At 41.4% G+C, this 12,242-nt stretch carries 10 protein-coding genes; 4 read left to right on the top strand and 6 right to left on the bottom strand.

Annotated features, from left to right (window positions below; genetic code table 11):
• Positions 1 to 6: 6 nt before the first annotated feature.
• Entirely contained in the window at positions 7 to 1,863 is a 1,857-nt protein-coding gene (locus tag I6J03_RS22315; protein ID WP_232279692.1) for a M60 family metallopeptidase, read from the bottom strand.
• Between the two features lie 296 nt (positions 1,864 to 2,159).
• On the opposite strand from I6J03_RS22315, the gene I6J03_RS22310 reads away from it, so the two are divergent.
• From I6J03_RS22310 to I6J03_RS22295, 4 genes are all read left to right on the top strand, one after another.
• Complete coding sequence (locus I6J03_RS22310) at positions 2,160 to 4,583, top strand: TonB-dependent receptor (RefSeq protein WP_201694032.1); 2,424 nt, start codon at positions 2,160 to 2,162, stop codon at positions 4,581 to 4,583.
• Positions 4,584 to 4,601: 18 nt separating this feature from the next.
• Positions 4,602 to 5,885: a hypothetical protein gene (locus I6J03_RS22305; RefSeq protein ID WP_003006756.1), complete on the top strand. Its 1,284-nt coding sequence runs from the start codon at positions 4,602 to 4,604 to the stop codon at positions 5,883 to 5,885.
• A 117-nt stretch (positions 5,886 to 6,002) separates the two neighbouring features.
• Positions 6,003 to 7,040, top strand: coding sequence for a YncE family protein (locus tag I6J03_RS22300; protein WP_003006753.1), 1,038 nt, complete (start codon positions 6,003 to 6,005; stop codon positions 7,038 to 7,040).
• Positions 7,041 to 7,164: 124 nt separating this feature from the next.
• On the top strand, positions 7,165 to 7,455 hold the full coding sequence (locus tag I6J03_RS22295; protein WP_003006746.1) for a transcriptional repressor: 291 nt from the start codon (positions 7,165 to 7,167) through the stop codon (positions 7,453 to 7,455).
• A gap of 290 nt (positions 7,456 to 7,745) precedes the next feature.
• On the opposite strand, the gene I6J03_RS22290 is transcribed toward I6J03_RS22295, so the two are convergent.
• From I6J03_RS22290 to I6J03_RS22270, 5 genes are read right to left on the bottom strand one after another with little or no spacing between them, the layout of a single operon-like run.
• Complete coding sequence (locus I6J03_RS22290) at positions 7,746 to 8,558, bottom strand: siderophore-interacting protein (protein ID WP_003006743.1); 813 nt, start codon at positions 8,556 to 8,558, stop codon at positions 7,746 to 7,748.
• A gap of 7 nt (positions 8,559 to 8,565) precedes the next feature.
• Positions 8,566 to 9,498, bottom strand: coding sequence for a siderophore ABC transporter substrate-binding protein (locus I6J03_RS22285; RefSeq protein ID WP_003006741.1), 933 nt, complete (start codon positions 9,496 to 9,498; stop codon positions 8,566 to 8,568).
• 48 nt (positions 9,499 to 9,546) lie between these two features.
• Positions 9,547 to 10,308, bottom strand: coding sequence for an iron ABC transporter ATP-binding protein (locus tag I6J03_RS22280; RefSeq protein WP_003006738.1), 762 nt, complete (start codon positions 10,306 to 10,308; stop codon positions 9,547 to 9,549).
• The gene (locus I6J03_RS22275; RefSeq protein ID WP_003006734.1) at positions 10,305 to 11,255 is read right to left on the bottom strand and encodes an iron chelate uptake ABC transporter family permease subunit; all 951 of its coding nucleotides are present in this window, start codon (positions 11,253 to 11,255) and stop codon (positions 10,305 to 10,307) included. Before I6J03_RS22275 ends, I6J03_RS22280 begins: the two co-directional genes overlap by 4 nt.
• The gene (locus I6J03_RS22270; protein ID WP_003006731.1) at positions 11,252 to 12,193 is read right to left on the bottom strand and encodes an ABC transporter permease; all 942 of its coding nucleotides are present in this window, start codon (positions 12,191 to 12,193) and stop codon (positions 11,252 to 11,254) included. The genes I6J03_RS22275 and I6J03_RS22270 overlap by 4 nt, the downstream gene beginning before the upstream one ends.
• Positions 12,194 to 12,242 lie beyond the last annotated feature (49 nt).

Raw genomic sequence — 12,242 nt, 5'->3', positions numbered from 1 at the left:
AATTCCCTAAAACTGAATAACGGGAACAAAGTCCTGTTTATCTGTGCTGCTGGTGGCCCATATCTGTATTTTTGTACCATTGGCCGTACTGCCGCCATTGACATCCAGTCGGGAAGAAGGTGCGCAGGCAGGAGTAAATGAAAAGGTCGATGTACCTCTGCTATTGGCTGTCCAACGCTGTGCAGGCCCGTTATCATACGTCCATATACGGACTTGTGTCCCGTTGGCTGTGCCGGCTGCAGCTACAGCCATTACTTTGCTGGTGTCCAGCCTGCTTTTGAAATTATATTCCGTAGCATTCGCTTTGCGAACCAACCATAGTTTAGAATTATTAAGAGTGGCATTATCCATTAATTCTATTACTGTTCCGTTAGCAGTAGCACCATTTTTGACTGTCAATACCGTGTTTTGATTTAATTTGGAATTCAGGGAGTAATAGGCTCCTTCTATTAAAGCATCATCTGAGTTGATAAGACTCACATCGGTTGCCGGTTCAGGAAGATTTAAGGCAGAGATCAGGGCAATTCGGCTCGAAGAAAGATTAAATCCCCATTTTTGGAAGAAATTAGTCAGATTTTTACCCGATGTCTTTGAGGCATAGAAAGCCAGAGCTCCCAGTCTTTCATCCACGTTAGTCGTATTTCTGTTAGGCAACGGATAGGTTATGCCGATTTCTTCACGGACCATCTTATGTAAGTTCTTCATAAAGTCTTCGCCGAAAGCCAGCATCAATTGTTCAAACATCATCAGTTTGGTGTAATTCTCAGCTGCTGCCAGATTCTTAGCAGCATCAGGTTGAGCAAGATAGACTTTTGCATTCATCCAGTTTGTTCCGGATACATAGCGGTATGTCGGTTCGTAATACTTTTTGGTGTAGGAAGCGTAAATATTAGGTGCAGCTTCACCCAGTACCGTATAAGGTGTGATCGGCCACAACTGGTGTAAATGACCTATTTCATGCCAGAGCCCCCATTGATCTACCGTGGATCCGCTCACGATGTTTTTAGCCTTGAATACCTTATCCCAGGCAGCAGCACCTGTGAGTCTTACCAGACCCTTATGTGTCGCATCCATATAGCCGCTGTTTTTTTCAATTATACACACTTTTCCGTCAGGCTCTCTGTGTAAAGTGCTGCTATTATCCAGTCCGCTGATTTCATTTTCACGACTGATAATCAGGTCTACAGCAGCAAGCACTGTATTGGGATCTGTACTGGTATAATTGTTATAGCGACTACGTGTGAGAAGGATGTAATTCTTTTGTCCTGTAAGCGTGACGTATTCTGCATCGCTGAAGGTTGTGAGCTGATCTGCCCATTCAGCAGCTGTAGTCTGCCCCAGTTTGAACAAAGGGACCTGTGTATAGCCGCTTATAAATTCGACAGTTACACTGTCATTCGTATTGGGAGTTGCGGAGACATATTGCAGATACATGTTTTTTATCAGAGTAGGATTTAGGGTATTCAGACCGGCATTCAGTGTATAAGTCTGTTCGGTATCCAGTTCAGGCGTACCGACAATCAATACAGGTTTGACTGTGCTGCCGCCATGAAAAGTTACCTGCACCTGCAGAGCAGTGCCAGCTATCGGTTTTAATCCTGTAGGATCAAAGTCGCTGTAGGATAGGGCAGTACGAAGGCGGTTGCCGTCTGTGACGTACTCGGTAGATTGCCGGATCGTGAATTTGCTTGTACTTTCATATTTAATATTGCTGAAATAGGTGGCCGAACTGGCCAGCGCAACTTTTGTTAATCCCGGAGCCAGATCTGCCTTTTTGGATTCAGGACCGAAATTTTTACTACAGGAGGTTAGACTCAGAAGGCACAGGGAGAGCGACAAACTGAGTGTCTTTACGTTTTTCATAATCATGAGTTTACTGGTTTGTAAATGATTTATATTTTGTTAGTTAGCCTAAATCTAACCAAAATGCCAGGATCAAATGAAGCACAAACGTTTGCGCGAAATACGAAAACGTTATAGCCACAAATACAGCATATGATCTGACTTTTAGCCATATATATCCTTTTAAATGAGCTTACATACAGTCAGTGACTACAGCATTAAGGTTTATAGGCTTATAATAAATTTTATTTACACTTGCTATTTGGACATAATAGTCTTAGGTTTGTATTTATTTTAATTTAATCTAAATAAATACAATGACATTTCGGACAGGATTCGGGTGGCTCGGAAAAATACTGATATGTTATCTCTCACTGCTACCTTTTACCGGGATAGCACAACAGGATATTATGGTCAGTGGGACAGTAAGGGATAAAGAAGACCGGCAACCACAGGTAGGAGCGACTGTGTCTCTGACAGGACAAAGTACAGTATCTACAGATGAAAAGGGAAACTTTGTTTTTAAAAATAATAATGCCGGAAAAGCAATATTACGGATATCAGCAGTCGGATATCGGGATACTACATTACAGTTAGCACTTAGTTCAGACAAGAATGTCTTTGAATTTAATGTGTTTGTTTCCAAAGATAACCGAATTTTAACTGAAGTAAAAGTTGATGGTTTTACAGAAAAAAAACAGCGTAAAACGCAGGCCATACGCGCTGTAGTGGTGGATGCTACAGCTGCTCAGGAGCAACCGGCTACTTTGTCAGAACTTATAAACCGATCTCCCGGAATACGTGTGAGACAGAGCGGCGGGCTGGGTAATGAAGTCGACCTTTCCATCAATGGATTTCAGAGTAATTCAGTACAGTATTTCAGAGATGGAATTCCACTAGAATATCTTGGAGGAGGTTTTGGACTTAACAATGTTCCGGTCAATCTGTTGGATCGGGTCGAGATATATAAGGGAGTCGTTCCGGTCTCTCTGGGAGGAGACGCTTTAGGAGGAGCGATCAATATTGTCAGTAAGAAAGTTGTCGGAACAAAAGTGGATGCCTCGTACGAGATCGCCTCTTTCGGGACACATATTGCTTCTTTATCAGCAATGAAGACAGATAGGGAGAATCGTACTTTTGGTGGGTTTGAGGCCTTTTATAATAATTCCGGAAATGATTACAAGGTAGATGTATCTGTAGTGGACCAAAATGCCAATCTTGTTCCTGTACGTGTACCCTTATTTCACAACAACTATAAACAGTATTTTGTAGAAGCTTATGCAGGGGTCCGAAACCGAAGCTGGGCAGATGAACTCCGCTTTTCTCTGGCACGGTACGATATAGACCGTGCTTCACAGCATCCTGCACTTATGACAATTCCTTATGGTGCAGTCATGGTCTACAATCAGGGGTGGGTGCCAGGTCTGCGTTATACAAAAAGTCTTATGGACCAGCGGCTGAAAATCGATCAGTTTGCATCTGTAAGTTTTATAAACAGAGCCCGGGTGGATACGATAAAAGGCTCCTATGATTGGTACGGTACATTTACTCCCGGCAATAGTATTGGAGAAAGTCCGAGGCCGGCATTGTCAGACATTAACTTCCGTAATATCATAAACAGAACTAATGTAGTATTTGATATAAATAAGCATAATAAGCTGGAATATAATTTTGTATATAATTATAGCAAACGAACGGGAGAAGATAAATACGGTATGCGGTTTAATGGAACTGATATCGACATTCTGAGCAAAGAAGCCGTTTACAATAAGATCATATCCGGCCTTATGTGGGAATCGAAATGGATGGATGGCAGGCTTACCAATCAGATGACGGCCAAACATTTTTACTTCCGGACAAAGGGCATTAACGGTTTTCTGAGCAATAGCAGTAATCTGGAAGATTATACTTCCTACAGCGGACATAACTGGGGAGCATCCGAAGCAGTCAAATATCAGATTAATGACCACAGCTTTGTTCGTTCTTCTCTGGAATGGGCGAATCGTTTGCCGAGAGATTTTGAAATCTTCGGTGACAATGATACAAGAGCTCCTAATTTTGAGCTGAAACCGGAGAAAAGTCTGAATATTAATCTGGCTTATCGCTATGGACGTGAAAACTGGTCTGTAGAAGCGGCTGGTTTTTACCGAAAGACTGAAGGACTCATTCTGCTGGTGCCGGTTCAGGCACCATTTGCACAATACCAGAATCTGGATAATGTAAGAGGCTATGGTTTTGATATCGATGCTGAATACAGATTCTTCCGGCAGCTTCATATATCCGGAAATGCCTCCTGGCAGGACAATCGTATGGCAGATGTAGAAGATGGGCTTTACAAATGGATGGAAGGTACAAGACTGCGTAATACCCCTTATTTCTTTTCAAACGTGGGGCTTTATGGACACTTCAAAGGATGGGGGACGCATGGCGATACCTTCAGACCATATCTCAACTGGAACTTCATACGCGAATTTTACCTTAACAATATCCCGCGCGATCTGGAACCGGGTGGTTTTTTGGGATTGTCCGGAACTGCCGGTGTGCCGGTTACAAATATAGTCCCTAATCAGCATCTGTTGTCGGGGGGATTTACCTATCATCTTATCCGGACCGGACTTACAGTGGGAGCTGAAGTGAAAAATATAGGAGATGCCAGACTCTTTGATTATTACAAAATCCAGCGTGCAGGTAGAAGTTACCACCTCAAGCTGACCTATACATTGAATTTAAAACAATCGTAAAATATAAAATACAAGGATATGAAAAAACGGAATCTAATAGGATGTATTGCATTGGGAGTTTTGAGTCTGTGGACAACGGCCTGCAGTAAAAATGACAACCCTACACCGCCGGTAGAAGAAGCCTCTTCCAGGTATGTACTGATCACATTGGCCGATCGGGTCAGTGGCAATAAAGGCGGGTTTATAAGTTCTTTTGCGACCTATCCCACAGGAGTTATCTCCAATGCCACTGCCAATTCGCTGGAAGGGCAGGGTATGGGCGGATGGCGTGTACATAATAATATGATTTTCAAAATGTTCAGTACTGCAGGCTATGTAAGTGGAATAGAAAAAATTGAGGTCAGCAAAGATGGAAAAGTCACAGCAGGCAAGTTTATCTCTTCCAAGATACCGACAGAAGCTGCAAAATATTTTGGAACGGGCAATCTTGTTATTCAGAACGATAATGCCGGATATTACTGGGATGCCGCAGAGCCTCTGAAAGTACAGAAGTTCAATCCTGCAACTATGGTCAATACAGGTTCTATAGACCTGTCTGCAGCAGTGAATGCAAGAGGGAAGGACGAAGCGCTGATTAAATTCAGAGCTGCCGGACAAAAATTCTTAGCCATAAAAGCTGGTAAATTATACGTCAATCTTACTTATGCTAAAAATGATGCAAGTCAGGTTGGATTTTTTGATGATTTCTATTCGGATGTTTATCTGGCGGTAGTCGATATAGCTACTGGTACATATGAAAAAACCATTACCATAAAGGAAACAGGAAGTATCGCATATATCAATGAAAACCATATGTATGACTTTGATACCAATGGCGATTTGTATATCGTTACTCAAGGCCGTACAGCTGTAGGAGGGAAATCCAAGATTGTACGTATCAAAGCTGCTGAAACAGATATTGACAGCTCATGGGAACTTAAATTCAGTGATTTCAGAGCTGCAGATGATGGCAAATTTACCAATGTATTTGCTAAAGACGGACGTCTTATCTTCACACTCAATACGGAGAAACTAACCGGCGGAGCTACCGGTAATATTAACAGTGAAGATATCTGGAAATTTTATTCTCTGAATGTAAGCGACCGTAAATTCAATGCCATAGCGGGAGTGCCAACCGGAACAAATCCCGGAGCTGCTATGGTTGCAGTAGAAGTAGATGGAAAAATTCTGCTTCGCGGTGCAACAAAAGCAGGTGAAAACGGATACTATGAATATAATGCAGCTAATAATATGGCTACCAGTTCCTTCTCTGTCAATGTAGGTGGGGCAGTATCCGGATTTGTCAAAGTACAGACTAAGTAACATATTAGTACCTATGAAACAGGGCGTACCGGATTCGGTACGCCTTTTTTTGTATCCTGACCTTCGGTAAACGCTTTCTTATGCTACTTATTTATATTGAGTCTAATTATTAATAAAATGAAAAAGATATTTGTTGTGTGTGGCCTTTTGTTTGCCACTGTAGCCGTTCAGGCCCAGGAAAAAACTCCGCTTTTCCGTATCGATAAAAAACAAAAAATTGACAGTGAAGTCTATCAGCTGGTCTATAATCCGAGTCTGGATCAGGTTTACGTAGCCGGTCCGAAACCAGGCTTCAATAAAGAAGTGGACAATTACATCTATGTACTTAACGGTCAGGATCTCGTTGTAGTAGATTCCATCAATGTGGGTAAGAATCTGCCTTTTGGTATCGCTCTGAACAATAAGACACAGACTTTGTATGTTGGTCATTCGCTCCAGAGTGCGGTGAGTGCTGTAGATCTTAAAACAAAACAGGTAAAGCTGATCAAGAATGAACGCAGCAAGTCTAAGATCAGAGAGTTGACGGTAGATGAATCCCGTAATAAAGTGTATGTGTCTGATCACGGTAACCCGTCTATATGGGTGATAAACGGGGACTCCAAAAGCATACAGTCGTTTATGGAATATCCGGGTGGCTCTTTGTTAGGATTGGCTACCGATGCAGAAAAAGGCAAAGTATATGCTACGGATTCGGAGACGATGGAAGGAAATATCCTGGTCTATAATGCGGATAACGGAGCACTTGAATCTAAATTTCAGACCTGGTCTTACTGCCCGTTGAATATTACACTGGATAAGAGTGGCAACCGCATTTTTGTGAGTCAGTCAAATGATAATAATATTACCGTCGTAGACAGCAGCACAGGCAAAATCATTAATAAAGTTTATCTGGGATATGATGCTTCTCCTATTGGTATAGCATATGATGCGGATAAAGATGTGCTGTATGCAGCCAACCGTAATAAAAAAGAGGTAGTTGCTGTGGATATGAAAACGTATAAAATACTGGAACGTATTGAAACACAGGGTTTGCCTAATACCATCAGCATTAATGCCGGTAATGGAACTGTGTATGTAACAAATAAACAAGTCGGACGTAAAGGCGAGCCTGTTGAAAACGGAAATACAGTTATGAAAATCGTAAGAAGTTTATAATACTGCAAGTGTGTTGGTTGAGTAAAGGTCATCTCTTTGGAGATGACTTTTTTCTTCCGACAGTATATAGAAATCAAAAGTTTAGAGATCGGAGATCTCAACGTAAAGTGACAGCATTTAAATTATGGAATTATCGGCCAAAAGAAACTATTATGTAACGTTCAAAAGAATACTGGAAACGGTTCATGCAGCGGGACATAAGTTGACCAGACAGCGTGAGATAATTATACAGATGATCTGTAAGCTCAAAATCGTGGATGATGTAGAACAGATATGGCTCAGGTTAAAAGATGAATTTGATATTGCTTTGGCTACTATATACAGTACAATAAAGCTTTTATGTTCGCTGGGATTGATGGGCATCAGGTATCAGACTGATACCCGCAAACGTATATATGAATTAGCCAATCGGTAATTCCCTCTCCTTTCTAAGGAGAGGTTTTGAAGTTGTATAATTAACCTCTCTGCCCTTCGGGCATCTCTCTCCTTGTGAAGGTGAAAAGAGTTATAACAACGGTTCTGAGAAGCTAATTCCCTCTCATTTCTAAGGAGAGGTTCAGGGAGAGGTTCTGAAGTTGTATGATTAACCTCTCTGCCCTTCGGGCATCTCTCTTCTTGTGAAGGTGAAAAGAGTTATCACAACGCTTCTGCGAAGGGCAGAGGAAGGTTTTATCTTTAATCCACAACTTAATGCTGCTCTTTTATTTACTTTTCTTTTTCCTGTCTGCGGTCCTGAGCAGACTGATCTTCCGCTACACCGGCCTTCCAGTACGAAAATGCATAAAGTTCCTGATTGCTCCAGTTCAGTTCTTCCCGGAAATAGGTGCGTAATGCCTTGACGGAGTTGTATTCACAGGCTACATATGCAAAGTGTGAGCCTTCGTCCGGTATAGATACTTTCAGTACTTCTTCAGCCAGGCTACTTCCGGACTCGGGATGACCGTTGAATATCCATTGGATCGTAAATCCGGCATGTCCGAGTTGAGGTTGTATATCTGTAGGAGAGGAAACTTCCAGAATACAATGTCCTTTTGCTTCCGGTGGTAGGCTTTCCAGAATACTGGCCAGCACCGGGATAGCTGTGGCATCTCCGATCAAAAAATACCAGTCTGCAGCAGGATACAATGGACTTTTACGAAGTTTCATAGCTACGCCCAAAGCATCTCCTTCCTGAGCATGAAGAGCCCAGGAGGAAGCAGGACCATTGTCCCCGTGGTTGACAAAGTCAATCAGGATCTCTTTATTCGCTACATCTATACCACGATGTGTATAGGTTCTGACAATAGGCTTTTCATTGTCTGCCGGATTTACCCAGGCTCCTTTTTCAGCATCGAATACAGGGAAAGCAACTTCCTTGCTCCCCGCCGGAGGTATAAAAATCTTATTATTAGATCCGATAGTACATGCCGCAAAGTCTGTCGCACCATCTCCCTGAAGAGTAACCCGTATATAATGAGGTGTTATAAATTCTTTTTTACTGACATGGAATACATGTCTTGCTATAGCTGTCTGTTCCATATGGGTATTATTTTAATGCTTTTATGATTTCGTCTATCATCATATCCGTAGAGGTAATACCACCTCCTGAAAGATACCAGATTTGTGGATTGAGATAGATAAGTTTGCCGTTTTTGTAGGCATTTGTTTGTTGGATCAGTTTATTTTCAATTTCACTTTTATTACCGGCTTTACCGGCAACCACTGCATTACGGTCTATGATAAAAAGATAATCAGGATTGGTCTCCGCTATAAATTCATTGGAAATCTTTTGACCATGTATAGCCACTTCCAACTGTTCCTGAGCCGGCTTTACACCTAGTACATCATGGATAAAACCAAAACGGGAACCTTTACCATAAGCACTGAAACGACCATTGTTGTGCAGGATAATCAAAGCCTTGTGATCATCTCCTTTTAGCTGACCCTGAGCCGCTTTTAATTTTTCCTCAATAGCATCCAGTTTAGTTTTGGCTTCTGCCTCCTTTCCAACCAGTTGCCCGATCAGAAGTGTATTTTTTCGGAAAGATGCCATGTAGTCTTTATCATCTACACCGACAAAAACAGTAGGAGCTATCTTATTCAATTCATCATAAAACTTTTCCTGTCGACTGGAAATCAGGATCAGATCCGGATTCAGTGCATTGATTTTCTCGTAGTTAGGTTCTTTCACAGATCCCACATTGGCTATTGCTTCATCATTTTTGTATTTGATAAGATGGTCCGGTATATTATCTTTTGGAACACCGGCTACAGGAATGCCCAGTTGATCCAGTGTTTCTAATGCGCCGATATCAAATACTACAATCTGGGAGGGGGAAGTGACGACCTGAGCTTTACCGAGTTTATGTTCTACAGTGATGGAGTCAGTAGCTGCCCCGTCATTTTTCTTAGTACTGTTGCAGCTGGCTGCTACAGCCAGAAGTATAATACAACTTATATTTTTGATCAGTTTGTTCATATTTAGTCAAATGTTATATGTGTAAATAATAAATTTTAATTTTAAAAATCAGATATTGAAGTAATTACAGATTTTTGAAGCGCCATTTTCAATAATGTCAAATTCAATGTCAAAAATCTCCTTTAGTCTTTTTGCATCAATGACTTTCTCCGTGTCTTCATGGTAATAAATAGCTCCGTCTTTCATGGCAATAATCTGATCGGAGTATTGCGCTGCAAAATTAATCTCATGAATGACCATAACCACTGTTTTACCAAGTTCATCAACCAGTCTGCGTAAGGTTTTCATCACCTGTACAGCATGTTTCATATCCAGATTATTAAGCGGCTCGTCCAATAGAATAAACTCTGTATTCTGAGCAATAATCATAGACAGAAAAGCACGCTGACGCTGTCCGCCACTCAACTCATCTATGTACGCATCCTGAAGTTGCTCCAGTTCCGAAAAAGCAAGTGCCTGATCGATATATTGTTTATCCTCTGCATTGAGCCTTCCCTGTGAATATGGAAAGCGTCCGAAAGAGACCAGATCCCGTACCGTCAGTTTGAGATCAAGATGATTTGATTGGCGTAGAATCGAAAGGTGTTTGGCAAAATCATTACTTTTGTACTGCGTGACGTCCTTATCTAACAAGCTTACCATACCCTTATCTTGCTTCAGTAAACGGCATATTATCGATAGCAAAGTACTTTTACCAGCTCCGTTCGGACCAATAAGAGAGGTAATCCTGCCCCGGGATATGGTAGAAGAAATGTTTTTCAACACTTCTTTATCTCCATATTGTTTAGATATATCCTGAAATTTGATCATAAGCGTTTTCTTGATTTTAAGATTAAGTACATGAAATAGACTCCACCGGCGAAGTTGATGACAATACTTACTGTCGTTGAGAAATTAAAGACATGTTCAACTATAAATTGTCCTGCAAGTAATGCAATACAAGCTATGAGACCACATATCCAGATCATAACCTTATGTCTGGAAGACGGAATCAGTTCGTAGGTAAGATTCGTAACCAGAATTCCCAGAAAGGTTACCGGTCCGACAAGGGCTGTAGAAACGGATACCAGAAGGGAAATAATCAGCATATACCGTTTGATCAGTCTATTGTAATCCAGTCCCAGATTAACAGCATGCTCTCTTCCCAATGCGATGACATCCAGATATTTAACATAGCGTTGCGCCCATAGCAGTGTTCCAAGCAGGACTACTGAAGCAATCAGCAGCAGACTGCTGTTCATCTTATTGAACGAAACAAACATATAGCCCTCTATCACTGAGAATTCATTGGGATCTATGACAATCTGCATAAACTGACTGAGGGTCTGAAACAGTGTCCCCAGTATCAGTCCGATCAGCAGCAGATGATATATATTGCGCTTACCTTTTCCAAAGATCAGCATGTACATCACCCATGAAAAAAATAACATCAACAAGATTGCATAGAAGAAATTATCCGTTTGTGAAATGACCTGAAAAGTCTTATCCCCATAGACAAATACAATGATGGTCTGGAAAAGGATAAAGATCGATTCATATCCCATAATAGAAGGAGTGAGTATCTTATTGTTGGTAATCGTCTGAAAGATCATCGATGAATAAGCTACGCTGATTCCGACTACAATGATGGTAGCCAGACGGATGGCACGCCTGGGCAATACATAATCTATATTGCGACCCGTATCGTAGAAAAGAAATAAGACGATAAGTACGGCGAACAGGGCCAGCATGATCCATATACGAGACTGTTGTTTCATCTGTTGCGTTTTAGGATCAGTAAAAAGAAGATAATTCCCCCAGTAATTCCGACCATCAGTCCGATGGGGATTTCGTAGGGATATATAAGAACTCTGCCCAGTATATCGCATACTAAAAGAAAAATAGCACCTATCAATGCCGTATAAGGCAGATTTTTGCGGAGATTGTCGCCATATATCATACTGACAATATTAGGAATGATAAGCCCTAAAAAGGGTATAGCACCTACGGTGACAATAGTGACACTCACAGTAACTGAAACTACAAATAACCCCAGGTTGACAACTGTCAGATGGGGGAGTCCGAGGTTTTTTGAAAAACTCTCACCCATTCCTGCAATAGTAAAGCGGTCTGCATAGACATAACTGATCAACAAGGCAGGCAAAATAATGTAGATAGTTTCATATTGTCCCTGAAGAACTGCGGAAAAATCGCCCATCAACCATCCCTGTACATTTTGGACAATATTGTGCTTATAGGCAAAAAATGTAGAGATTGCTCCCAGAATATTTCCGAATAGAATACCAATCAGCGGAATGAATACCGTACTCCGGAAGCGAATACGCCTTACCATAGCCATGAACAGCATACTTGCAGCAAAGGTAAAGCACAAAGCAAAGAGCATTTTATACACCAGTGATTCCTGTGGGATGAGTAGTAAACTGAAAAGGATACCCATTTTTGCAGCTTCCAGAGAACCTGCCGTAGTTGGTGACACAAATTTGTTTTGTGTAATCTGCTGCATAATAAATCCGACAATACTGAGACCTCCTCCGGCCAGTATCAGTGCCGCTGTACGTGGTATTCTGCTGATCGTAAAGACCAGCAGCTGATCTTCCGACAGATGGAAGATCTCAGAAAGAGAAATCTCTTTGACTCCTGTAAAAAGAGAAACAATAGCCAGGAGTAGAAGAACTATAAGAAACAGAATGCGCATTAATATCTTTTGCGGTATGCTTTTACTATAAAATAAATAGGTTTTGACA

Origin of the sequence: Sphingobacterium spiritivorum, from assembly GCF_016724845.1 — a bacterium.
GTDB lineage: Bacteria > Bacteroidota > Bacteroidia > Sphingobacteriales > Sphingobacteriaceae > Sphingobacterium > Sphingobacterium spiritivorum_A.
Note: the sequence above shows the minus strand (reverse complement) of the source record. Positions and strands in the feature narration are given on the sequence as shown.